The 23,336-nt window shown below is 69.0% G+C and carries 18 protein-coding genes and 5 pseudogenes; 11 read left to right on the top strand and 12 right to left on the bottom strand.

Annotated features, from left to right (window positions below):
* Positions 1 to 118 precede the first annotated feature (118 nt).
* Positions 119 to 1,119: pseudogene (locus BOQ63_RS04710) on the top strand (IS5 family transposase).
* Between the two features lie 19 nt (positions 1,120 to 1,138).
* On the opposite strand, the gene BOQ63_RS04705 reads toward BOQ63_RS04710, so the two are convergent.
* Complete coding sequence (locus tag BOQ63_RS04705; protein ID WP_360466437.1) at positions 1,139 to 2,797, bottom strand: hypothetical protein; 1,659 nt, start codon at positions 2,795 to 2,797, stop codon at positions 1,139 to 1,141.
* 902 nt (positions 2,798 to 3,699) lie between these two features.
* Between BOQ63_RS04705 and BOQ63_RS04700 the strand changes: the two genes are divergently transcribed.
* From BOQ63_RS04700 to BOQ63_RS04690, 3 genes are all read left to right on the top strand, one after another.
* Complete coding sequence (locus BOQ63_RS04700) at positions 3,700 to 4,083, top strand: hypothetical protein (RefSeq protein ID WP_072653464.1); 384 nt, start codon at positions 3,700 to 3,702, stop codon at positions 4,081 to 4,083.
* Positions 4,084 to 4,372: 289 nt separating this feature from the next.
* A complete protein-coding gene (locus BOQ63_RS04695) occupies positions 4,373 to 4,942 on the top strand; it encodes a hypothetical protein (RefSeq protein ID WP_143174621.1) in 570 nt (189 codons plus the stop codon).
* A gap of 306 nt (positions 4,943 to 5,248) precedes the next feature.
* Entirely contained in the window at positions 5,249 to 5,734 is a 486-nt protein-coding gene (locus tag BOQ63_RS04690) for a hypothetical protein (protein ID WP_072653463.1), read from the top strand.
* A 146-nt stretch (positions 5,735 to 5,880) separates the two neighbouring features.
* Here BOQ63_RS04690 and BOQ63_RS04685 read toward each other — a convergent pair whose 3' ends face one another.
* Positions 5,881 to 6,231 carry a hypothetical protein gene (locus tag BOQ63_RS04685; protein ID WP_072653462.1) on the bottom strand — a complete coding sequence of 117 codons (351 nt, stop codon included), beginning with the start codon at positions 6,229 to 6,231 and terminating at the stop codon, positions 5,881 to 5,883.
* A 179-nt stretch (positions 6,232 to 6,410) separates the two neighbouring features.
* Between BOQ63_RS04685 and BOQ63_RS04680 the strand changes: the two genes are divergently transcribed.
* On the top strand, positions 6,411 to 7,184 hold the full coding sequence (locus tag BOQ63_RS04680; protein WP_072653461.1) for an enoyl-CoA hydratase-related protein: 774 nt from the start codon (positions 6,411 to 6,413) through the stop codon (positions 7,182 to 7,184).
* Positions 7,185 to 7,493: 309 nt separating this feature from the next.
* On the opposite strand, the pseudogene BOQ63_RS04675 reads toward BOQ63_RS04680, so the two are convergent.
* A pseudogene (locus tag BOQ63_RS04675) lies at positions 7,494 to 8,291 on the bottom strand (transposase); the annotation flags it as partial.
* Positions 8,292 to 8,710: 419 nt separating this feature from the next.
* Complete coding sequence (locus BOQ63_RS04670) at positions 8,711 to 9,298, bottom strand: VanZ family protein (protein ID WP_046386355.1); 588 nt, start codon at positions 9,296 to 9,298, stop codon at positions 8,711 to 8,713.
* A gap of 151 nt (positions 9,299 to 9,449) precedes the next feature.
* Between BOQ63_RS04670 and BOQ63_RS04665 the strand changes: the two genes are divergently transcribed.
* Positions 9,450 to 10,652, top strand: a complete 1,203-nt coding sequence (locus tag BOQ63_RS04665) for a sensor histidine kinase (RefSeq protein WP_072653460.1) — start codon at positions 9,450 to 9,452, stop codon at positions 10,650 to 10,652.
* Positions 10,653 to 10,660: 8 nt separating this feature from the next.
* The gene (locus BOQ63_RS04660) at positions 10,661 to 11,299 is read left to right on the top strand and encodes a response regulator (RefSeq protein ID WP_030557852.1); all 639 of its coding nucleotides are present in this window, start codon (positions 10,661 to 10,663) and stop codon (positions 11,297 to 11,299) included.
* Positions 11,300 to 11,568: 269 nt separating this feature from the next.
* On the opposite strand, the gene BOQ63_RS04655 is transcribed toward BOQ63_RS04660, so the two are convergent.
* The 4 genes and pseudogenes from BOQ63_RS04655 to BOQ63_RS04640 all read right to left on the bottom strand — a co-directional run.
* Positions 11,569 to 13,236 (bottom strand): alpha-galactosidase D, encoded by a 1,668-nt coding sequence (locus BOQ63_RS04655; RefSeq protein ID WP_158876611.1) that lies wholly within the window; start codon positions 13,234 to 13,236, stop codon positions 11,569 to 11,571.
* 280 nt (positions 13,237 to 13,516) lie between these two features.
* Positions 13,517 to 13,687, bottom strand: a pseudogene (locus BOQ63_RS04650) (IS5/IS1182 family transposase); the annotation flags it as partial.
* Positions 13,688 to 13,795: 108 nt separating this feature from the next.
* On the bottom strand, positions 13,796 to 15,577 hold the full coding sequence (locus BOQ63_RS04645; protein ID WP_191093617.1) for a reverse transcriptase/maturase family protein: 1,782 nt from the start codon (positions 15,575 to 15,577) through the stop codon (positions 13,796 to 13,798).
* Positions 15,578 to 16,084: 507 nt separating this feature from the next.
* Positions 16,085 to 16,461 (bottom strand): annotated as a pseudogene (locus BOQ63_RS04640) (transposase family protein); the annotation flags it as partial.
* Between the two features lie 2 nt (positions 16,462 to 16,463).
* Between BOQ63_RS04640 and BOQ63_RS04635 the strand changes: the two are divergent.
* Positions 16,464 to 17,222 (top strand): zinc-binding dehydrogenase, encoded by a 759-nt coding sequence (locus BOQ63_RS04635; protein ID WP_454130601.1) that lies wholly within the window; start codon positions 16,464 to 16,466, stop codon positions 17,220 to 17,222.
* A 288-nt stretch (positions 17,223 to 17,510) separates the two neighbouring features.
* Here BOQ63_RS04635 and BOQ63_RS04630 read toward each other — a convergent pair whose 3' ends face one another.
* Both BOQ63_RS04630 and BOQ63_RS04625 read right to left on the bottom strand, forming a co-directional pair.
* The gene (locus BOQ63_RS04630; protein ID WP_143174620.1) at positions 17,511 to 18,353 is read right to left on the bottom strand and encodes a hypothetical protein; all 843 of its coding nucleotides are present in this window, start codon (positions 18,351 to 18,353) and stop codon (positions 17,511 to 17,513) included.
* The gene (locus BOQ63_RS04625; protein ID WP_072653458.1) at positions 18,346 to 18,858 is read right to left on the bottom strand and encodes a SigE family RNA polymerase sigma factor; all 513 of its coding nucleotides are present in this window, start codon (positions 18,856 to 18,858) and stop codon (positions 18,346 to 18,348) included. The genes BOQ63_RS04630 and BOQ63_RS04625 overlap by 8 nt, the downstream gene beginning before the upstream one ends.
* A 252-nt stretch (positions 18,859 to 19,110) precedes the next feature.
* On the opposite strand from BOQ63_RS04625, the gene BOQ63_RS04620 reads away from it, so the two are divergent.
* The gene (locus tag BOQ63_RS04620; protein ID WP_454130600.1) at positions 19,111 to 19,866 is read left to right on the top strand and encodes a hypothetical protein; all 756 of its coding nucleotides are present in this window, start codon (positions 19,111 to 19,113) and stop codon (positions 19,864 to 19,866) included.
* A gap of 242 nt (positions 19,867 to 20,108) precedes the next feature.
* On the opposite strand, the pseudogene BOQ63_RS04615 reads toward BOQ63_RS04620, so the two are convergent.
* Both BOQ63_RS04615 and BOQ63_RS04610 read right to left on the bottom strand, forming a co-directional pair.
* Positions 20,109 to 20,234, bottom strand: a pseudogene (locus tag BOQ63_RS04615) (SDR family oxidoreductase); the annotation flags it as partial.
* Between the two features lie 167 nt (positions 20,235 to 20,401).
* The gene (locus BOQ63_RS04610) at positions 20,402 to 20,752 is read right to left on the bottom strand and encodes a hypothetical protein (protein WP_072653455.1); all 351 of its coding nucleotides are present in this window, start codon (positions 20,750 to 20,752) and stop codon (positions 20,402 to 20,404) included.
* Between the two features lie 978 nt (positions 20,753 to 21,730).
* On the opposite strand from BOQ63_RS04610, the gene BOQ63_RS04605 reads away from it, so the two are divergent.
* Together BOQ63_RS04605 and BOQ63_RS04600 are read left to right on the top strand one after the other, a co-directional pair.
* On the top strand, positions 21,731 to 22,351 hold the full coding sequence (locus BOQ63_RS04605) for a TetR/AcrR family transcriptional regulator (RefSeq protein WP_191898887.1): 621 nt from the start codon (positions 21,731 to 21,733) through the stop codon (positions 22,349 to 22,351).
* Positions 22,348 to 23,259, top strand: coding sequence for an SDR family oxidoreductase (locus tag BOQ63_RS04600; RefSeq protein WP_072653453.1), 912 nt, complete (start codon positions 22,348 to 22,350; stop codon positions 23,257 to 23,259). Before BOQ63_RS04605 ends, BOQ63_RS04600 begins: the two co-directional genes overlap by 4 nt.
* The last annotated feature ends 77 nt before the right edge of the window (positions 23,260 to 23,336 follow it).

The raw sequence follows: 23,336 nt of genomic DNA, 5'->3' as shown, positions 1-23,336 counted from the left end.
GCCGGAGGACCACAGCCGCCAAACTCGCATATCGCCCGCGACTAGGGCGCGTATTTGGTCGTGATCAATCTGCGCGATTCACCTTCGCGGCGGGTCCCGATCCGGTAGACCGTAGTGCGTGACACGAGCGCAACTGACGGATGCGGAGTGGGTGTTGATCGAGCCGTACTTGCCGATCGGCGAGTACGGCCCGTACCCGGAACGGCTGCGGCAGCAGTTCGAGGGCGTGATCTGGCGATTCCGGACGGGCGGGCAGTGGCGGGAGGTGCCGAAGGAGTTCGGTGCGTGGTCAACCGTCTCCAATCGGTTCCGGCAGTGTAGGGACGCCGGCGTCTTCGAAGCCCTGATGGAGGGCCTGATCGCGGAAGCCGCGAAGCGCGGCGAGGTGGATCTGTCCCTGGTCAGCGTGGACTCCACGACTGTGCGGGCTCACCACGACGCCGCCGGGATGCACCTCGATTCCGACACCATGGCCGCCCTGGAAAAGGCCGCCGAGGAGGCGGAGAAGGCCCGACAAAAGGGGGAGGCCCGGAGGAACAAGACGGGCGGGACGCCTCAGGTGACCCGAAACGGGAAGAACGGCGACGCATCCGGCGCCGGCGCAAGCTCCGGCTGAAGGAAGCCCTGCTCGGACGTTCCCGGGGCGGGCAGACCAGCAAGGTCCATTGCGCCGGCGACCGAAAGTGCCGCCCGCTGGTGTTCATCCTGACCGAGGGCCAGGCCGCGGACAGCCCGCAGCTCGTCCCCGTGCTGAAGAAGGTCCGGGTCCGGGTGCCGGTCGGTCGTCCCCGCACCCGGCCGGACGCGGTCACCGGGGACAAGGCCTACTCGTCCCGCGGCAACCGCGCCCACCTGCGTCGACGCAGGATCAAGGCGGTCATCCCGGAGAAGAAGGACCAGAGCGCCAACCGGAAGAAGAAGGGCAGCAAGGGCGGCCGGCCCGTCAGCCACGACGCCGAGCTCTACAAGGAGCGCAACACCGTCGAGCGCCTGATCAACAAGCTGAAGGCCTGGCGAGGCATCGCCACCCGGTATGACAAGACCCCGGAAAGCTACCTCGCCGGCCTCCAACTCCGCGGCGCAATGATCTGGATCAAGGACCTCACCCGAACCCATTGATCACGACCGAATACGCGCCCTAGTTCCCGGACCGCGGCGGCCACTCGTAAGGGGGCAGCCTGCGGTGCACGGGGCGTTCATTCACCGTTTGCGATTCCTTGTACGAGGCGTATCGAATCCTTCCGAAGGAAACCTCGCCATCCCGGTGCACGTCCACCCCCTCGTTCGGGAAGGAGATCCATCCCGCTCCAGCCTGGGGCCCCGACACCCAAGGGGTGACCACGCTGCGAACGTTGGTCTCGCCGGCAACCACAGTGCCCCGCTTCTTCTCGGGGTCGGTGATCTTCACGCCCGTTTCGGTGAAGGTGATGCGGCTCTTCTTCCCGTCCGGTCCCTCTGTCCAGTGTGTGGTCACGCTGTTCAGGTCGGCCCTGTCGGCCCAGACGGTTCCCCAGGCCTTCCCCTGGCCGTGGAACACGTTCAGCCCGGACGGCGGGAACTCGATCCACCCGTCGCTGTCGCTCGGCCCCTGCACCCATGCGGTCTTCACACCGTTCACGTCCGCCCTGTCGGCCCAGACGGTCCCCCGGTCCTGCCTGCCCTCCTTGTGCACGTGCACTCCGCCTTGCGGGAAGTCGATCCATCCGTCGCCGAGGTTGCGGCCGTGCACTGACTTGGTGTTCACACGGTCCACCTCGGCCTTCTCGGCCGAGAGGGTGCCCAGCTGGGTAGAGCCGCCCTGATGCACGTTCAGGCCCGATTGTGGGAAGTCGATCCAGCCGTCGCTGGCGGTGCGGCCGTGCACAGCCCTGGTGTCCACGCGGTCCACGTCGACCCTGTCGGCCGTGACGGTTCCCAGGGCGCCGGCCCCATTGTGGATCTCCATCCCGGCCGTGGAGAAGGTGGCACGGCTCTTGCTCGGCGCCTGCTCGACCCACGGAGTGCGCGTCCCGCTGTCGAACTCGGGGACGAGTGCGTGGACCGTGGTGGTGAGGAAGTACCCGTGGTGTTGCTGCGCGGCGGTGGTCGTGCCGGCGATGAGGGTGTAGGTGGTGCCTCGCCTTGGCGCGGAGGGGGGTGACCAGGTGTAGGGCTGCTGGGTCACCTGTGGCCCCTGGACCGCCGACTGGACGAGTACCTCGTTCCCCTGCGGATCGCGGATCCAGTAGTCGAGGTTGTCCGGCCCCTCCCACGTCAGCACGACGTTCTGGCTCGCGTCCACATCCACCAGGGAGTTCTTCTCCGGACGGAAGTTGCGTGGGATCTTCGGAGCCTGCTTCACCAGCCCGAGAGTGGTGATGAAGTTCGCCCGCCGAACGGGGAGGTTGCTGTCGCCGCCGCCGGAGCGCTCGTAGATCTTCAGGCGGACCAGCCCCGCCATGTCGGAAACCGGTATGTTCTCCAGTCTCAGGACCAGCGACTCCTCCTCAGGCAGGGTCAGCCTGCCCCCGGAGGGGTCATGCGCCCGGAAGCGGCCGAGGGTGCTGTCCCAGTCGAAGGTAGGCTCCGGCTCCCGGTTGACCTTGTAGTCCTTTTCGATGCTCGCGCTGATCGCCGTGGGGTTACCCGTCAGGTCGTTGGGGCCGCTGCCGACCGGTATCTCCACATCGATGAAGTCCCACCGCACCTCGGACTGGTGGGTGTTGGAGACGATCACGTACACCGTTCCCATGGACGGTGCCCCGGGCTGCGACGCTTGGAGCGAGGTCGGGTCGGTGAGGATGGCGTAGTTCAGCAAGGACGGCACGGTCAGGACTCCCTACTTCGACGTTTCACGCGATGCGGGCAGGAAACGCGCAGTTGAGGCTCGGTGCTGGCAGGTGCTGGGGCAGTGCGGTGGCAGCGGTTCAAGCGGGCAGCCGACAGAGCCAGCGGTAGGCATACGCCGCCGGTGACCGTCGGTACGGCTCGTTCGTCAGTCGTCGCGGCTCTTCGGAGCTGGTTCAGGCGCCATAAGGGCTCGACACCGGCTCCCGTCGGCACCTCAGCAGACGCTCATGAATTCATCGCCGCATTGCTGCCGCTTCCGCCTGTACGAACTCTTCACGCGGCGTCTCGACCGGGCGTGTCATCTCCCAGGTCCGTGCTGCTACTTGGGGTAGCACCAACAGAATCGTCCCGGCGGGCGGTCCAGGAACCACGATTCTGCATAACTGGCCCGAACAGAGCCCCCGGCGGCTGAAACCGAAGTCGGCACGGAACGCGGGCGGCGGGGCTCGGCGAAGGCGGCCTGGTGGCCTTCTGGGTCACCCGCACACCGCCCGCCCCCACCCCACCGCGCGCGGCCGGCACCAGCCGGACGCGAGAACAACAAGCACAGCGCAGCGCCCGGCCACACCGACCAACGCCCCAACCCCACCCACCACAACCACCACTAGACACGGGCCCAGGCAGGTAAGTCGAGGCGGTGAGAACACCGCCCCGACACCGCCAGCACGGTGCCGACGAGCACGGCCAGGGCCCCGACGATGGACACGGCCACGACGGGGGGAGTGGTGTTCTTCGCCGTTCGCAAGCCGGCGAACCTCGCCCACCGTAGCCACGGTCAAGCGGGCGTCCCGCTGCTGGTGCTGCTTGTCGTGATGGCCGTCTACATCACCCGGATGGTGCGGACCCTCGCTCTGCGCCATCGCCACGGTCATGCTGTACGTTCACATCTCCCTGCTGGACACCCGGGCGTTGCGCGAGCACGGCCTGGAGCAGCACGCCCGGATAACCCAGGTGCAAACGAAGTTCAACGCCGACAACAGCGACTACCAGGTCTACACCCTGGAAGCCCTGGACGGCCCGCCGATCAACGAGACGGCCCAGGGCCACGGCGGTTCGGGAGAGGCCGGCACGATCATCACCGTCACCACCGACCCGTCCGGCCAGGTCGCCCCGAAACTGGGCAAACTGCCGAGCGCGGCCACGCAGCTGTGGCTGAGCCGGGTCGACACCGCCCTCGCCGTCCTCCTGGTCCCGGTTCTGATCGGCTGGACGAGGAAACGCACCAGGGAGTGCCCCGGCGCGCAACGCGCGTGACGCATCGGCGACGCCGCCCACCGCGGTCTCGCCGCAGCTCAGCTCCCCACGGGGACCGCGCGTACCACCCCAACGGACTTCTCGGAGTAGGGCCGGGGGTCAGATCAGCGCTTGCCTGTCGTCTCCTCGATGCGGTTGGGCGTGCGCCGGGAGGGACGCGCGACAATGCCGTCGGTGGTGTCGTCGCTGTCGTCGGCACGGGCCACCAGCTGACTGACCTCGTCGACCAGCGCGTCCGGCGACGGCAGGTAGCAGGCGGCCGTGGAGGCCAGGGCGAGGATTGCGAGTCGTGCAGGTATGGGTAGCCGGGCAGGTCCGGCATCGCGGGCGGCACCAGGGGCGGTGCGTCTTCGTCAAGGCGGGCGGCCTGGTGGAACCAGTGCTCCGCGTCGCGCAGCTCGCCCATGCAGATGTGGTGCAGGTAGAGGCAGTACGCGGCGGTGAGGTTCCCGGCGCCGGCTGCGTACTGCCACCACCACTGAGCGTCAAAGGGCTGGCCGGTGAGGTCGAGCAGGCAGCCGAAGACCAGGCCGCCGCGCGGCTCCCACCTGGTCACGAGGCCGTCGAGCCAGGTGCAGGCGTCCGGTTCGTTGATCACCAGCTTCGTCAGGGCCTTCAGGTCCCGACCGGCGTCGTCGAGCAGGTACCGCACCGACGGTTCCTGCCGCACGGGCGGGGCGGGCCGCGACAGGCGCCTGCCGCCCTGCGCCGCGGCCGCCACCCGGCGGACGGCCTGCCGGTCGGCGATGTGCCGGCAGCCCGCTTCGAGGTCGTACCGGGGACGGGCATCGGGAGTGGAACCGGCGGCCTCCAGCAGCCGGTCGAGGTCGATGTTACGGGTCACCGAGATCACTCCTGATCGTCCTTGGCAGTACCGGGTCGTAGCGTTCGGCGCGGGTGGCGGCGGTGCGGGAACGTGTGGGCCGAGGGTCCGGGACCGCACCGGCGCGTGAGAGGATGCGCGCGATCTTGGGGCTACGGAGGGGGTTGTCCGGTGCGTGTGCGTGCTGTCGCGTGGACGACTGGATCTCCACCCCGCCGACATCCTGCGCGACACCGACGACCTCTCCTCGCTCCCCCGCACCCGTCCACCCGGCAGGAAATCCCTGGCCTCGCCCACGACGCCTTACGGCTGGTCAACGCCCTCACCCTCGCCGACCGGCCCATGCTCCCCGAGGAAATCGCCCGCGCCCTCAGCTGGCCCCTCAAGCGAGTCGACGACGCAGCCGCCCAGGCCCTCGCACACCCAACCATCGGCGGCACCGTAGCCCTACGCGGCGAACCCGGCGGCTACCTCAGTACCTCACCCCGTCTGGACCTACTCGTCACAAGCCAGCAAACCCAGCTCATCGCCCCCCACGACACCGACGACACCGACCAGCCCACCCGCTACCAACACGACCCCCTCACCCCCACCGAAGCCGAAACCCTCCTGACCATCTGGCACATTGCTGACACCGACCACACCAACCCCCTCCACGACCAAGCGATCTGCGGCCTCATCAACGCCGGATACGTCACCCAACCCGGCGGCCTGACGCTCACGCTGACCGACGACGTCCTCTACAGCCTCAACCGCACGGCGACACCCACACACCCTCGCCGCGCTCTCCCACTGAGAAGGCATCCGCAATCCGCTTGCGGCGTGTGACTTCACTTCTCGCTGTTCAAGCATGGTGTGCGGGGTTGGGCGGCAGGGATTCGGCGTCGAGTTGTCGAGGTCGGAACGGAGTGTGTGATGCCGCCGTCGCCGCTGGGGTTGCTGGAGGAGCGTCGGGAAGCCGCGCTGATCCGGGTTCAGTCGCTTCGGTCGCTGCCAAGGTCACCCTCACCGGGGACGCGCTCGGCAGTGGCGCCGCCGAGCGCACCTTGCGCTCGGATTCGCAAGGCATGACTGGCCGATGAACGGCTTCCCTGTTCAGCCGCCTTCGTGTACCACTCCAGCGCCTGTTCGGTCCGGCCGGCTTCCCGGAGAAAGTCCGCCATCTCCCGCAGAGCCCGGCGGTCGCCCGCCGCCACGCGGGCTTGGAGCCAGGCCGCAGCCGCGGCCCAGCCGAGGTACTTCAAGAGAATCCACGCAGCCTCCCGATGGGCGTGCCGCTCCTCCACAGCAGCAGCCTTCGTGAACGCGGTGACGGCACCGTCCACACCGGCCGGGCGCCTGATCCGAATTCGTTCGAGGACGGGGATCAGCGGTGGGCTGTCACCCCACTGGCCGAACGGCAGCGGCGCGCTCTTCAGACGACGAGGGGCAGGACGGCTTCGAGGCTCCTCACCGCAGGTGAGGAGCCGGGGCGCGGCGCATTACTCCGGCGTAGGGTGGGGGCATGGCCGCGTACGAGCACCTCACTGTGGCGGCTCGAGGTAAAACTGCCAGGATCACCCTGAATCACCCCGAGCGCAGAAACGCCCTGAGCTGGAGCATGCTCCGGGACCTGCACAAGGCCCTCACCGAGGTGGCCAGCTCTTCCGCCACCGGCATCACGCTGGCCGCGAACGGCCCCGTCTTCTGCACCGGGCACGACTTCGCCGACGTCTTGGACGCGGGCCCCGATGACATCCACGACCTGCTCGAACTGTGCACCGGCGTGATGCAGCTGATCCACTCCGTGCCGCAGATCGTGGTTGCCAGGGTGCACGGCCTGGCCGTGGCCGCTGGATGCCAACTGGTGGCGACCTGCGATCTGGCGGTGGCCGGAGAGTCTGCCGGTTTCGCGCTTCCCGGGGGCAAGGGAGGCTGGTTCTGCCATACGCCCGCTGTGCCGGTGGCCCGCTCGGTCGGGCGCAAAAGGCTCATGGAGATGGCCCTCACCGGCGACGTGATCGATGCTCGTACCGCCGCGGACTGGGGACTGATCAATCGCGCCGTACCCGACCGAGAGCTGGATTCGGCCGTCGAAGAACTGCTCGCCCGCGCCACCCGCGGCAGCCCAGCCAGCAAGGCGCTGGGCAAACAGGCCCTCTATGCCCAGTTGGACCGCCCGGAGACCGACGCATACGAGATCACCGGGGAGGTCATGGCCGTCTCCTCCCAGTCCCCGGCGGCTCGCGAAGGCATCGCCTCCTTCCTCGAGAAGCGGAAGCCCGAGTGGCCCGAATGAGGACGGCCGCCGGCTCTTTCCACCCTGTACAAGAGTGCGGGGTCGTTCCGCGCGTGGGCTCTGTGCAGTCTTCCGCTCTTTGCCCACGGCAGGGAATCGTACGTGCGACCTGATCCGGCGCCCGGCTGCGCCCCGCCGACAGAGTCGCGATACCTTGATGACCGCCCCGGACAAGTCGGCAATACCTTGATGGCCAGGTCACGGGTCGATAACGCCACAGGTCAGAGCATTGGTGCGCGGGCCGGACACCTTGATGCCCGCCCCAGGCCTTCCGGGACGGGCATCAAGACACCTCACGGCGCCAAGCCGTCAAGCGGCGACGGCCAGCTCGGTGGGGAAGGCGGTCTGCTCGTCGAACAGACGGCGGTTCCTGAGGCAGTGGTAGAGCTGCCCGAGCAGGCGGTTGAACAAGTTGCGCTGGGCGGAGGCGTGCCAGTCTCCGTGGTCGTCGCGGCGGCGCCGGTAGTGAGCCTTGGCGCCGGGCGAGGCGGTGATCGCGGAGAACGCCCAGAGGTAGCCGGCGTGGTTGAGCCGGTCGTTCTTCACCCACCGCCGGGTGATGCTGGACTTTTTGCCGGAGGCCCGGGTGACCGGGGACGCCCCGGCGTACGCCTTGAGGCCGCGGGCGTCGGCGAAGCGCTCGCGGTCGTCGCCGATCTCGGCCAGGACCCGGGCGCCGAGCTGGGTGCCGAGGCCGGGGAAGCTGCAGATGATCTCGGCGTCCGGGTGCTGCGGGAACACCTCCTCGACGGCCTGGGCGAGGTCGTCGGCGGCGGTGCAGGCCGCCGTGAGCTGGCCCAGGAGGGCGAGCATCTGCCGGCCGAGCGCGTCCTCGACCAGCGGGGGCTGATGGGCCCAGTCGGCACGGAAGACCTCGCGCAGTCGCTCGGCCTCGGCGTCGATGCCGCGCTTGCGGCCAGCGCGCTTGAGCGCGGCGGCGAGCTGCGTGTGGGTCAGCCGTGCGGCTTTCGCGCGGGTGGGGGCGGCCTTGAGGATCTCGCGGGCCTCGGGGCGGCACAGGCCGTTCTTCCACGGCTCGAAGGCGGCCAGGGCGGCCGGGTAGTACTCGCGCAGCAGGGAGCGGAGCCCTTCGAGCTCTTCTGATCGGCCTCCATACGGGCAAGCTAGGCATCGAGGACCGCGCCTCCTCGCCTTCGACCGGACCGCAGATCGGTCGCACGAGCTGAGAACGCTTCAGGAATCCCGAAGTTACGTCACAGGCCGGCGGGCCACGCGAAAGAGGAAGAAGCCTCTGTTCACGGTCTCGGGCAGGTGGCGGAGCGTATGGAGAGCACGGCGAGCACGGTGTGTGCGGAGTGCGGCGGATCGTGCCCGACGGACCGGTCGGACCGATGGCACGTGCTACTTCTGATCTCCCAGGTCATGGAACGCGCCGGGCGTACGCCTACGGTGGTCCACCCGCTGTCGGCGCTCCGTGGACCACAACGGTGACGTGCAGGGCCAGGTTCACCCGCGGCGCCGGCCCGGCACGGCAGACGGCCGGCGCGGCTCCGTCACCCAACCTGTCAAGCGGCCGCCGCCACGACCGGCCGCCCCGCGGCAGATCCGGGCAGTGCGAAGCGCCGCAGCAGCTCACGTGCCGAGGGCCTGCCGAGGGAGAGGCGCACGAGGAGGTAGCCGAACAGCCCGCCCAGGGTGTTGGCGAGCAGGTCGTTGATGTCGACGGCGCGGCCGTTGTTGAAGAGCACGTACGACAGCAGCTGCGTCGACTCGATGCACAGGCTCGCCAGCGCGCTCACCCCGACGGCCCGGACCGTGCTGCTCACGCGCGTGAGGAGAGGCAGCGTGACGCCGAGCGGCACGAACATCAGGATGTTGGGCATCGCGGTCATGTCGGCGGTGACCAGAGGAACGAAGTTGATCTGGTTCCACCACGGCATCTGGTTGGCGTACTTGCCCCAGGTCACCTCCAGGGGGAAGACCGTGATCGACAGCACGGCCGCGGCGTAGAGACACGCGGCGGCGCGAAGTACCACGTGCCGGCCCGTCCAGCCGGGCTGTGCACGGTGGTGGCGCACGGCGGCCAAAGCGAGGAAGGCGGCGAGGGCGGGGCCCAGCACGTACGTCGCTTCGATGGTCAGGTTCACATTCATGCGTCAGTCGCTCCGGGGTCCGACGGGGTATCGGTGGCAACCTTCCCGGACGCCGGTCACTGTGCGGATCCCGCGAAAGACAGGTTTCTCGGGCGATACTTACGACTTTCGGCAGAGGGCGAGGCGAGCTGGCTGTCTTACCCTTCACTGCATGTCCTCCCCTCGACCTCGGCTGCCGGCCCTCCTGCGCGGTGCGGTCACACTGCGGTGGTCAGCCCTGCTCCTTCTCGCGGCGGCGGCCGCAGGACTCGACCTGCGGTGGGGAACCTTCCACCAGCCGGTCACCGGTCTGCTGCTGGGGCTGTCGGCGATGACGACGGCAGTCGTCCTGCTCGCACTGCCCTTCACCACGTTGTGTGGCGCCGGTCCCTGGAGCACGGCCTGTGCGGGCCTCTGCGCCGCGGTGGCGTCGCTGGCCTTCACCACGGCGGTGCACCTGCGCGCGGACCACGGCGCGTCCACGGCGTACGGCGCCTTCGAGCCTGTCGCGCTGCTGATCGTGCTGGCGTTCACGGCCCGGCGCGGTGCAGCCGCCCCCGCGGCGGTGGGGACGGTGGCGTTGATCGCCGCCGTCGTGTCGCGCCCCCTCGCGGTGGAGGTCCGCGAGGGCAGCGTCATCGTCGCTTTCATCCTGACGCTGATCGCCGTGGCTGTCGCGGGCGCCGCCGTGACCGCCCGACTCGTCGTGGCCGACCGGCGGCAACGGGAGTACCGCATCCGCCTCGAACAACGCCTGCGACTGGCCAGGGACCTCCACGATTACGTCGCTCATCACGTGACGGGCATAGTGGTCCAGGCCCAGGGCGCCGGCGCCATCGCCGACAAGCGGCCCGACCTCGTGCCGGCCGCTCTGCGGCGCATTGAGGACACCGGCGCGGAAGCGCTCGTGTCCCTGCGCCGCATGGTCGGCGCGCTCAGGGCGGACGATCCGGGTGCCCCGTTCACCCCGCCCGGCGGCATGACCGCCGTACGCGCACTGGTAGCGGGCTTCGGCCCCGTCGGTGTGTCCGTGCGACTTGTCGAGGACGGACCCACTGAGCAGCTTCCGACGGACGTGGCAGCCATCGTCCACCGCGTGGTGATGGAAGCCCTGACCAACATCCGCAAGCACGCTCCCGCCTGCCGCACGGTGGCCGTGCGGGTGCAGGCCGAACAGCGGCACGTCGCCGTCTCGGTCGACAACGACGGAGTGGCCGGGCCCACGGCCCCGCCCGGTTACGGCCTCACGGGCCTGAAGGAGAGGGTGACCAGCGCGGGGGGCAGCCTGCGAACCGGTGCCGGGAGCGACGGCACCTGGCAGGTCCACGCACGCCTGCCACTGTCCCTCCCGCTTCATCGGGCGGACGCCGCGTGATCCGGACCATGATCGTGGACGACCAGGCCATCGTCCGCACGGGCATGGCCATGATCCTGTCCGTGGAGGATGACATCACCGTCGTGGCCGAGGCCGAGGACGGCGTGCAGGCCGTCGCCCTGGCCGCACGCCACCGTCCCGACGTCGTCCTCATGGACATCCGCATGCCCCGCCTCGACGGGCTCGACGCCCTGCGGGCCCTGACCCGGCCCGGCGCGCTTCACATGCCGAGAGTCGTCATGGTGACGACGTTCGATGACGACGAGTACGTCACCCGGGCCCTTCAGTCCGGCGCCTGCGGCTTCGTCCTCAAGGACGCCGGCCCCCGCCTCCTGGTCGAGGCGGTACGTGCGGCGGCGGTCGGCGACTCGCTCATCAGCCCCGCCATCACCGTCCGTCTGCTGGAACGGATGATGCGGACGCCCCCTCCACAAGGCGCGCAAGCAGTTCTCTCGCCGCGCGAGTTCGATGTGGTCCGCCTGGTGGCCCAGGGGCTGACCAATGCCGAGATCGCCGAGGCGCTTCACATCACCGTGGGCACTGTGAAGACGCACCTGACCAACATCCAGGCCAAGCTGTCGGCTCGCAACCGTGTGGAGGTCGCCGCGTGGGCGTGGCGGAACGGCTACGCCCACCATGAGACGTGACGGCGTCGGCGCGGCGACCGTGTGCCTTCCCGGGAACCAGCGAATCACCGTGTCACGGGATCGGATCACGTGCCCGCACCGCTGCGAGGACACTTCGGCGGTGCCCAGACCCTCGAGCAGGTCCGGTGTTCCTGAAATGTGCACGTGCACCTGGTACCTGCCGCCGGGCCTACTGGCCCCGCTGCTGGTGCCCCAGACCCTCACCTGCTCCCGGGCCGTCCGGCCCCGTCACATCGAGGACGAGACGGCCCGGTGAATGCGGCGGGCGATCAGCCGGTGGCAGGCACCGAGATCTTGTCGATGTCGGGCGCCCAGCCGCCGTACTCGTTGCCGAAGCTGACGGTGTTGTAGCCCGCCTGCAGGGCCAGCTGGACGGTGGTCGTCTGGGTCGAGTTCCAGTCGCCGTTGCCGTGGAACGAGACCTTCTGCGGGTTGTCGCCGTTGGTCCAGATCGTGGCGTAGCGGTCGCCGCCCCCGTTCACGTACTGGACGGTGACCGGGTAGGTGCCTGCATTCCGGGCGTAGATGCCGTTCAGGTGGAGCTTGTTCGTCCCGCCGATCCAGCCCACCTTCTCACCGCCCGAGCAGACCGAGCAGGCCGAGAAGACGGCGCCGGAGTTGGTGGTCCAGCGGCCCGCCACGATCGAGCGGGCCGGGTCCTCGGCCTCGTAGCCGTGGGCGCCCGCCGTGGCGGCGACGAACGAGGTGTACCAGGAGGCCGGTGCGCCGGGTGTGGTGACGCGGTACACGGCGGTGCCGTGGGCCGGGACTTGGGTGGCGACGCTCGCGGCGCCGCTCTGGACGACGGCCCCGTTGTACTGGTCGGTCCAGGTCCCGGTGCCCGGGACGCCCACCGCGGCCAGCGAAGTGCTCAGCGTCTGCGCACTGTCGGAGCCGTTGTACAGCGCGAAGGCGACGTCCCCGTTGCTGAGCGGCTTGGCCAGGACGAGCGAGCCGGAGGAGTTGACCAGCCGGCTCCCGGCGACGACCCGCCCCTGGAGGCCCAGGGAGTCCTGGTCGATCGCGATCAGCCGCGGGTTCTTCAGCAGTGCCAGCGAGGTCGCGTTCACGCTCGCCGGGTTGGCGCTCGCGATCAGCGGTGAGGCCATCATCGCCCACATGGCGAAGTGGGTCCGCTCCTCGGTCGTGCTGAGCCCTCCGTTGCCGATCTCCAGCATGTCCGCGTCGTTGAACGAGCCCGGGCCGGCCCGCCACGCCAGGGTGGCGTTCTCGCTGACGATGTTGGCGATGCCGTTGGGCCAGCTCTGGCTCCACCACTGGTTGCCGATGTCCTCGGTGCTGCGCGCCTGGTCGGAGACGTCGCCCCACGAGCGCACGACGCCCGCGCCGGTGTTGTTGCCGCTGTTCGGGTTGATGCTGAGCACGATCGGCCGGCCGGTGGCCCGCAGCGCGCTGCGCATCCGGGCGAAGTCGGCGGCCTGGCCGGAGAGCGAGGAGGCGCTCTCGCAGTAGTCGTACTTGAGGTAGTCGACGCCCCAGGACGCGAAGGTGTTGGCGTCGTCGGTCTCGTGCCCGGCGCTCCCCGAGTACCCAGCGCAGGTCTTGGCACCTGGCGACTCGTAGATGCCGAACTTGAAGCCCCGCGCGTGCAGGTAGTCGCCGAGGCCCTTCAGGTCGGGGTAGTTGGAGTTGCCGGTCAGGTGGCCGTTCGCGTCCCGGGTCATCCAGCAGTCGTCCACGTTGACGTACCGGTACCCGGCGTCCCGCATGCCGTTGGCGGCCATGCTGTCCGCAACCGACTCGATCAGCGCCTGGGTCGCGTTGCACCCGTAGGTGTTCCAGGCGTTCCATCCCATCGGCGGCACCTGCAGCAGCGGCGCGGCGGTGTCGGCGGCGGCCGGAACCGCACCGAGCCCCGCCACCAGCACCCCCGCCACCGCCGCCGCCGCCCGCCGCATCCGCGTACTCCGGTTCACCCTCGGCGCCATGCGCTTCCCCAGCCTCTAACGGATCGTCAAAACTAAACAGAACTCGCCAGAATCCGACTAGTTCGAACATGGCGAGGGATATCGAACGGCCTGGCTCGCCGCCGTGTCAAGGCTTCAGACGAAGCCCGTCGGCTCCGCGGCGGGCGCACCGGCACAATGCGGCGGTCGTCCGGGGAAGGATGTCGGGGCAGGGACGTTTCACAACGCCGGGTAGTTGGCGTATTTGGCCGTCATCACCGGCACCGCGCTCGGAGGCTCCGCCAGCAGGTCATCGGATGCGTGGGCTACGAGGTCGGGCGTTCCAGCGGCGGTGGGTCCAGGCGCGTCGGATGAGGCAGCGGACGGTGACGACGGTGCAGGCCGGTGCGAGGAAGAACTGGACCGCCGCCTTGCGCCGCTCGGTGCGGCGTCGGAGCTTGCCGAAGTTGTTCATCCAGGAGGTTGGGTCGGCCGCGCGGCGAGGTGCCTGCCCGTGGCAGGTCCTTTTCCGCGCGGCCTCCCGCCGAACCGGACATGACGGTTTCCCTGTCATCCGGCTCTCCAGTGATCACGGCGTGTGTGATCCGGCTGTTCGTGCCTCGTGGATGCGGTCGTGGCAGGCAGCGCAGGCCACGAGGGTCTTGCGCCGCCGGTCGAGCATGACGCGCGCCCAGTCGGACGGCGGCCATCCAGCACGTGCGAGATCGGCGAGGGCCCGGACGTGATGCACTTGGACATCACCGGTGGCCCCGCAGACCTCGCACGTGTCCGCCAGGAGCCTGGTGATCAGCTCCTTGTGCGGATAGTCCACCCAGACAGGCCGACGGTCGACGACCTTCGCCGACCGCTGCTGTTGAAGAGGGATTCCACCGAACCGCGCCACCAGCGGCTTCCTGTTCTCCCGCTCGATGCAGGCCTCGAAGCAGACTCGGGGCCCGTTTGGTGTGTCGATCCTGGCCTTGTGCTTGGCGGCCATCTTCGTCACGGTCGAACGGTGCTTGCCCGCAAGGGTCTTGAGCATCGAGGTCTCCATGACCCATCGCAGGCGGTGCAGCCGGAAGACGTCTCCGGCAAGCAGGTAGTACTGGACGATGCCCCGGTAGACGGCCCCGAACGTGGCGACGATCGCGTGATCGCTGCCGTTGGTCAGTTCCGTTCGCTTCGCGGGCTTGCCGCGAACGAGGTAGGGCTCGCATTTGGCCTTGATCACGTCCCTGGGGACACGAAGGGCGATCTGGCCGTTCACCCTGCGGTAGCGGCCGGTCTTCTTCGTGTCGTTGTGCTGGGTCGTGATCTCGTAGCCGAGGAACCTCGCCGCCCGGGTGCGGGCGTGGGTGATCAGCGTCTTCTCCCGGGAGAGTTCCAGCTTGAGTTCGTCGCGCAGGAATTCCGCCAGGCGGTGCTTGATCTGCTCAGCCTCGGCTTTCGGTCCGGTGAATCCGAGGAGGTGGTCGTCTGCGTAGCGGACATAGCGAAGCCTGCGATATGACGGATCGTTGGGATCCGCGCTCGGCAGGCTCACCATCCGCTGACGCAGTGCCCGGGCCTGGGCCCGGTCGCCGCGCCGGCGGGCTTTCGCCAGCAGATTCTGCAACTCCAGATATGCCGGGTTGCGAACCCGGCGCTCTCCACGGGTGTACTCCGGGATCAGAACTTTCTCGACGAACTCGTCCAGCCGGTGCAGATATATGTTGGACAGGATCGGGGAAGCCACTCCGCCTTGCGGCGCTCCGGAGAGCGTGGCTCCCCATTTCCAGTCCTCCAGGTATCCGGCTGTGAGCATGTTGCGCACCAGCCGCAGGAACCGCTGGTCATGGATCTTCTCGCCGAGGATCGACAGCAGGACCTGGTGGTCCAGGCTGCCGAAGCAGTCGGCGATGTCCCCTTCGACGAACCAGGACGTCCCGGTCCAGGTGTGGGCCACCTCCCGCAAGGCGGTGTGACAGCCCCTTCGGGGACGGAATCCATGCGATCGGTCGGAGAACGTCGGCTCGTAGTACGCCTCCAAGATCAGGCGGACCACCTCGCCGACGAGCTTGTCCGACCAGGTCGGCAGCCCCAGCGGTCGCGTGCTCCCGTTCTTCTTCGGGATGTGCACGCGCCGGACCGGCCGGAAGCGGTAGCGCTCGTGGCGCATCGCTTCGATGATCCGGTCGATCTTCCGCTGGGACATGCCGTCCACGGTTTCCGGCGTGACCCCGGGCGTCATCGCGCCGTGGTTGGCGTAGATGCGACCGTAGGCCATCAGATACAACTGCGGGTTGAACAACTGTCGATACAGTTCATTGCACGGCAGACGGCGCCTGCCGCGCTCACGCAGGACACCCAGCACCGTTGCGGCGCTCTGCATTTCGCATACCTCCCCATATCCGGGTGTCCGAATCACCTGGCCCCCTTCGCCCTGCGGACGGCTTTCCCGTCCTCCCTGACCGGGCGTGACTCCGGCGACTACTACGGGACCTCCGTCGCCATAGGACTCGCGTCCCGTAGGCGATCCCACGTTCGTCCCTGTCTGTACGTTCTAGCGCGACACAGGCGTCCCACTCATCTCCTTGAATGTCCTCGCTGGACATCGCTCCGGGCCCCGGAAGTTGCACCAGTTGACACAATCGAAACCGGTGCAGGGTCGGCGTCGGTTTCAGCTGTCTTTCCGACGGATGGGAACTTGCATCTTCTGGAGATTGGGCTTCAAACAATCCAGTCTTCGCCATATCGCGCGGGCCGCCCGGCACACCGTCCCAGACAACTGGACCCGGTCACCGGTTTCCTGACATGCTCTTGTCCCCTTCACCTTTCGGATCCAGGTGAGTCATTCGGCCCAGGAACCTCCTTCCGAGTTCCTCCCGGCTGAGCCGGGGATACAAACAGAGCGCCTCGTGGCGCACTTCGTGCGTTCGACGACCCATCGGCCGCCGCTTTGGGTCGGGGCCTTCACGCCGCGTGGGGCGATGCGGGCCTCGATCCGGCGGTCGGCCAGGTCGTCGTGGACCGGGCGGTAGTCGTATCCGGCATCCAGGGTCGGAGCGGGTGTTCGGACAGCGGCCCCAGGGCCGTCTCCAGGGCGGTGTAGCGGTCGAGGGTGGCAGGCAGCAGGGTGCCGTCGCGAATGCTGGCCGGTGCCGGTTCCGTGACCGGCGGTATGCCGCGCGCGGCGGTCAACTGGAAGCGTTTCAGGCCGAGTTCGGACCGGCCGACCGGACACTTGCCGGCACATTCGCCTCCGGAGGGGCTTTCCGGTGCGGTTCGGCATCACCTTGCCGGCCGGGTTCGGCAGCGACTTCGCCGGAGTGGTGGACGAGGTGGGCGCCCAAGCCACGGGATTCACGGCCGGCGACCGGGTGTACGGGGCTGCGATCGGCCGGTCCGTCGCCGATTTCGTGCTGGTCGAGACCCCCGCCGCCCACCTGTGGCCCACCCCGGAGGGCGTCGCCGACGAGGTGGCGAGCGTGCTTCCGGTGTCCGGCCTGACGGCCTCCGCCGCGCTCGCCGCGATCGGGCTCCGCGCCGGGGACACCGTCCTGATCGGTGGGGCGGCGGGCGGCGTGGGCGTCTTCGCCGTGCAGTTGGCGAAGCTTGCGGGTGCCCGGGTGCTCGGCACCGCCTCCAAGGGCACGTTCGGATTCCTGCGCGGGCTCGGCGCCGAACCCGTGGCGTACGGCCCCGGCCTGGCGGACCGGGTTCGGGCCCTGGCACCCGAGGGGATCACCGCCGCAACCGACCTGTTCGGAAGGGAGGCGGCCGAGACCGCGCTCGAGCTCGGTGTGGCACCCGAGCGGATCTCCGTCGTAGCCGACGGCCCCGCCCCACCGCCCGGTGTGCGCAAGACGGGCGCCCTCGATGCGGGTCCGGGCGCCCTGGAACGGATCGCAGACGCGATCCGTTCCGGCGAGATCACGGTGCCGATCGCGGCGACCTTCCCGGTCGAGCGGATTCGCGAAGCCGTGCCGATGCAGGCCGAGGGGCATGTTCACGGCAAAATCGTGATCGCACTGTGAACCGGCACAAGGTTGACTCAGCGACCAGGACGCGTGCGCGTATCGCGTCGTGATCGTCCTGTGGTTCTGCCTGCGCTTCGAGGCCTGATCCGGTAGACCGCTGTGCGTGACACGAATACAGCTGACGGACGAAGAGTGGGAGTTCATCGGGCCGCACCTGCCGGTCGGCGGGTACGCCCGTATCCCGAGCGCCCACAGATCCGTTGACATCGTGCATGCCATGCCAACGACGACCGTCACCGTTCGTACCGCCCATTGCGAGGCAGAGCCGTTCTTCGTACAGACCGCCTACTGACGGGTGCCCTTGACCGTGGGCTGTGTCTTCTGGTTGTAGATCTCCTTGCCGTCCGCGTTGTAGGCGTGGACGTAGGGGGCCGGGGGGAAGGAGTTCCCGTTGGGGCTGGTGGAGATGGCCGCCGTGTGGACGAACGCGCCGCCTGCCATGACGGCCGGGTACTGCGTCGGGTCGTCGCCGTAGCTGATGGTGACCTTGGCGACATCGGGTGTGTAGTGCCCGGCGCCCAGCGAGAGGGACTGCCCGGCGCCGGCCGGCGCGCTGAAGCTGTCGAAGTACTCGATCAGGTGACCGGTGCCCCACAGGCGATCGTTGATGAACGTCGGGGGGACGGACCTGCTGTTGCCCTTGTGGCCCTTCGACTCGCATTGCACGTACTGGTTGGCGGAGTTGACGGCGATGACCACGCCGTCGGTGGTCGACGAGGCGACGGGCGCGCGGACCGCGATCACCGCGTGGTACTGCGACGCCTCGGAGCCCAGGCAGGAGGCCAGGATCTCGGCGACGGCCCCAGCGTCGATCGGGGCTGTCGTCGTGCTGGTGACGGTGAAAGCGGCCGGGGTGTGGGGGGAAGCCGACACGGAGGGGACGTCTGTGGTGGCTGCTCCTTGTTGTGGTCCCGGTGAGTGTTGTGGTCCCGGTGAGTGCAGCACGGACGGGAGAGCCAGGCACAGGACTGCTGCGGTGCAGGCCGCGGTCGCGCCCAGAGCGTGCCGACGGTGGCGGCGCTGGTCGGCGCGTCGGCGGATCTCCGCAGCGGGCAGGGTCGGTGCGGGCATCTGCGTGCCGAGCAGCCGCAGCCGGTCGGCGAGGGTCTCATGGATGGGGTCAGACACGGAGCTTTCCTTCCTCGCTGGTCGGGGCCTGGTCAGCGAGTATGGCCGCGAGCGCGGTCCGGCCGCGGGCGAGGCGACTCTTGACGGCGCTGACGCTGGCGCCGGTCTCGGCCGCGACCTGCTCGACGGAGAGGTCGCACATGTGGTGCAGGACCAGGGCGCTCCGCTGTGCCTCGGGCAGGTCGCGGAGCGCGGTGACCAGTATCAGGTGCTCCTCGGTGAGCGGCTCGACGGTGAATGGTTCTTGGCGGTGGTGGCGTCCGGCCAGGAGCAGGCCCCGGGCGAGACGCCGCCAGCGGGAGTGGGCCAGCCGCCGGGCCGTGGTCCGGATCCATGCCTCCGGGGCATTGCCCGGGTCGAAGGTACGCCTTCGGCCCCACGCACGGATGAAGGCCTCCTGGACCACGTCCTGTGCCTCGGACCAGTTGCCGGTTATCACGTAGAGCTGCCCGGTCAGGCGGGAGAAGGACGCCGCGTAGAACGCGTCGAACTCCTGTGGCGTCATCAAAGGCCTCTCCTCCGGGGCTGTCCGTCAGCTCGCGGCACGCGCGGCACGCGAGGAAGCACTCCTCGGCCGCGGCGGGGCAGCCGTGCGTCCTGGGCGGAGCCTCCCGCCCTGTACGCACGAGCGCCGTCCCGGGGTTGCACCGACGGTCTATGACCTGGATCACCTGTACTGGGTGCGACCTGCCGGGCGCCGGGAGGCGTACAGGGGTGCTGGCATCAACCGGACGCCCGCAGGAAAGGACACGGATTCATGCGCATCCGCCCGATCATGCTCATCACCGCCACCGCCGCAGCCATCGCGACCGCGGGGGGAATGGCCACCGCCGCAACCGGCACCTCCACACCCACCCCCACGGCCCACGGCAAGCCCTCCGGTGCGCCCACCGCCACGCCCCATGGCGCCGGCTCGTCCGCCACCGGTGTGACTGCCACCCCGGCCGCTTCCACCGTCACCAGCACGACGACAGCCCCGATCGACGCTGGGGCCGTCGCCGAGATCCTGGCCTCCTGCCTGGGCTCCGAGGCGTCGCAGTACCACGCGGTGATCGCGGTCCGCGCGCCCGTCGCCTCGTCGACCACCGACGGCGTGGTCATCGCCGTCAACTCCGCCAACCAGTACGTGCAATGCGAGTCGAAGGGCCACAAGGGCAACAGCAGGTCCGTCCCCCCGACGTTCATCAACGATCGCCTGTGGGGCACCGGTCACCTGATCGAGTACTTCGACAGCTTCAGCGCGCCGGCCGGCGCCGGGCAGTCCCTCTCGCTGGGCGCCGGGCACTACACACCCGATGTCGCCAAGGTCACCATCAGCTACGGCGACGACCCGACGCAGTACCCGGCCGTCATGGCAGGCGGCGCGTTCGTCCACACGGCGGCCATCTCCACCAGCCCCAACGGGAACTCCTTCCCCCCGGCCCCCTACGTCCACGCCTACGACGCGGACGGCAAGGAGATCTACAACCAGAAGACACAGCCCACGGTCAAGGGCACTGTCGGCGACGGGTGAAAACTGGTTCTGGATCACTTTCCGTGCCAGAGCTACGGAGCGTCACCAGAGCCGCGATCATGAACGATCGTGGCTCACGCTCTCCTCCAGAACCTCTGGTTCCACCACACCGACAACGTCGAGCTCAACACCATCACCATCCACCACCAGCACGTGACCATCCACGCCGCAACCACCGGCGACGTCATGCCGCGTGGACCGGCCAACCCCCGGGCGCCTTCCGCCGCACCCAGCGCTGACCCCCATGAGGCGCGGTCACTCAGGAGCCAGGCGGCGGCCTGGGCGATCTCGTCGGGGTCGGCCGCACGGCGCAGTGGGGTGCGCGCGTTGAGCTGGTCGAGGACGCCGGGTGAGTGCTCGTTCCAGGCGCGAGAACCATCTCGACCCAGCCGCCGCTCGACGCGCATCGGCCCGCTTCTGCGGGGCTTCACCGCGGCAACGTCTGGTGAGGCCGAGCCCTTCCTGCGGTCCCAGCACCTCCGCAGGAGGGAAGAACGGGTGGTTCCCTACGTGGACAGGTCAGCCGAGCCCGGGTTCACAGCCACCGCTTGGCCGCTTCGACGCTGTCACCTCCGCTGGTGTTGAACGCGATCGAGGCCTTCGGTGCGTGCCGCCGGACCAGATTCACGACCTGCTCGAACAGCGGCAGAAGTGGTTCCGGCTTGCGAATTCCACCGCCGATGACGACGACGTCCCACTCGCGCTCGGACAGCGCGGTGATCATCGTGGACTCGGCCGACTCGTCCAACGCGATGAGCGCCATGGACGCGTCGATGGCGTGTGCGCCGAACCGTGCCAGCTCCTGGTCGAGGGCCGCGCGGATGACGGCCCCGTCCATGCCAGGCGCTGCGTGTGGGTCGATTCCGAGAACGAGAACTGACGGCATGTCATCTATGACGGTCAAGCGACAGTGCTGGTTCCCGGGACACGAAGTAGCCGTAGGCGTCGCGGATCTCCCAGGCGTGCCCGTACGCGGCCCTCGACCGCTCGACGGACCGCCTCACCACCGACGGGTCCGCTCCTCCAGACGCCGGGGTGATGTGACCCAGATAAGTTGTGTCACGACACATGTACTGTGCAATGTGTCCGATATGAGAACTTCCGAGAAGACCCCGACCCTCGTCCTCATCCCCTGCTTCTCCGGCGCTCCGTGGAGCGCCGAGCAGCTCGCGCCCTACGGCGACGCGCCCAAGCGCACGTTGCGCCTGCCCGAAGGCGTCGACGACATCGAGCGCTACGCCGACCACGTCGAGAGCGCGGTAGCGGACCTGTTCTGGTTCGACCGTTTCCCTTCTTGCACGGTCTGGATGATCGTCGCCATTGCGTGTACGGCGCGGCTTTCGAAGTCGTGGCCTTGCTTCTCCAGGTGCACCGCACTTCCGAGCAGGCAGATCCCGAGGACGGCCAGCGGTATACCGGCAGCCCAGTGCCGTTTCCGTGCCTCGTCCGCCCCCCGTTGCATGAGCGGATCTTTGCATGTGCCCCGGGGCCGACGCTGAGTAATCGGCCGGCTGGCACAGGGGTCCACGCGTCCGCGCGTCCGCGCACGTGTCGTACGGGTCGTCACACCGGTACGACGTCCGCGCTCGGACTTCGACAATCCAGAGCCGAAGCCGGAGGCCCTGCCTTCGTGCACGCGCCTACCGGACGTCACCCAACCCGGCCTCCTCACTCGAACCGACGCTCGCCGAGATCGGTACGACAACGGCTGCACAGCGGCCTGGCGACCGGAGCTCCCTCCCCGTCCTCCACCTCGTCGCCCTCGGCGCCAACCTGGGCGAGCGCGGACGCCCGGCGGTGGGCTGCGCCTTGCCGCCCGGCGGCGTGGACTATTTAATGAATGAACAAGCATTTATTAATGGAGGTGACAGTGGCTGGACGCCCCCGTGGGGTCGATGATGCGGTGATCCTGCGTGCGGCTGCCGAGGTGATGGGCCGAGTGGGTCCCGCCGGGCTGACCCTTGCCGCAGTGGCGCGGGAGGTCGGCCTGGTGCCCGGGACCCTCATCCAGCGGTTCGGTTCCAAGAGCGGTCTGCTCGTGGCACTCGCCGAGCAGTCCGCGAAGGACGCGGACGCGCTGCCCGAGCGGGTGCGCGCAGAACACGAAACGGCCCTCGGCGCGTTGGCGGCACTGGTCGTGCGGTGGCTTGCTCCCATGGACACGCCCGAGCGCTTCGCCAATCACCTGGCCTTCCTGTGCACGGATCTTGCCGATCCGCAGCTCTACGAGCCCGCCCTGGCCGCGCACCTGGCCCAGCGCCGGGCGATCGAGTCACTGCTCGCGGAAGCCGTCGCCGCGGGAGAGCTCAACGCCGGGACGAACGTCGCGGTGCTGGCCGGCTCCGTGCAGGCGATCACCGCCGGTGCGGGCCTGGTCTGGGCCCTGGAGCGGCGCGGCGCCCTTGCCCAGCGGCTGCGGCACGAACTCAGGGCGGTGCTGACCCCGCACATGCCACCCGGACACGACGACCTGGAGCAATCATGACGATCAGCAAGCGGCCGCTGGCCCGAAAGGTGGCGCTGGTCGCCGGCGGCACCCGCGGTGGCGGACGGGGCATCGCCGTCGAACTCGGGGCCGCCGGCACCACGGTGTACGTCACCGGCCGCAGCAACAGTTCAGGACGCTCCACCCTGGACCGCCCGGAGACCATCGAGGAGACCGCCGAGAAGGTCACCGCCGCCGGTGGCCTCGGCATCCCGGTCCGCACCGACCACAGCCGCCCGGACGAGGTCCGCGCCCTGGTCGACCGGATCGCGAGCGAGCAGGAAGGGCGGCTCGACATCCTGGTCAACTCCGTGTGGGGCGGGGACCCGCTGACCGACTGGGAGCACCCCCTGTGGGAACAGGACCTGGAGACCGGGCTCCGGTTGCTGCGTCAGGCGGTGGAGACCCACGTGGTCACCAGCCACTTCGCGCTTCCGCTGATGGTCGCCCGCAAGAGCGGACTGGTCGTGGAGGTCACCGATGGCAACACCGCCCGCTACCGGGGCTCGTTCTTCTACGACCTGGCGAAGTCGGCAGTCATCCGGCTCGCCGTCGCACAGGCCGCCGAGCTCAAGCCGCACGGTGTGGCGGCCGTGGCGGTCACGCCAGGCTTCCTGCGTTCGGAGGCCGTGCTGGAGCACTTCGGTGTCACTGAGGCCAACTGGCGCGACGGCGCGGCCAAGGACCCGAACTTCGCCCACTCCGAGACCCCCGCCTACCTGGGTCGAGCAGTCGCCGCGCTGGCTGCCGACCCCGACGTCATGACGAAGACCGGACGGGCACTGGCCACCTGGGGCCTGTACCAGGAGTACGGCTTCACCGATATCGACGGTACCCAGCCGGACTTCGCTGCCCACTGGGCCAACAGTCTGGAAGACGAATACGGGCCCCTCGGAGAGGCGCTGTGACCGCGGCCTGACCAGCCGGTAGCCGGAACCACCAGCCCACGTCTTCCGGAGTCCACTCCTGCCACACTCGTCCGCAC

Source organism: Streptomyces viridifaciens, assembly GCF_001888885.2.
Lineage (GTDB): Bacteria > Actinomycetota > Actinomycetes > Streptomycetales > Streptomycetaceae > Kitasatospora > Kitasatospora aureofaciens.
This window is presented reverse-complemented; position numbering and strand designations above follow the sequence as displayed.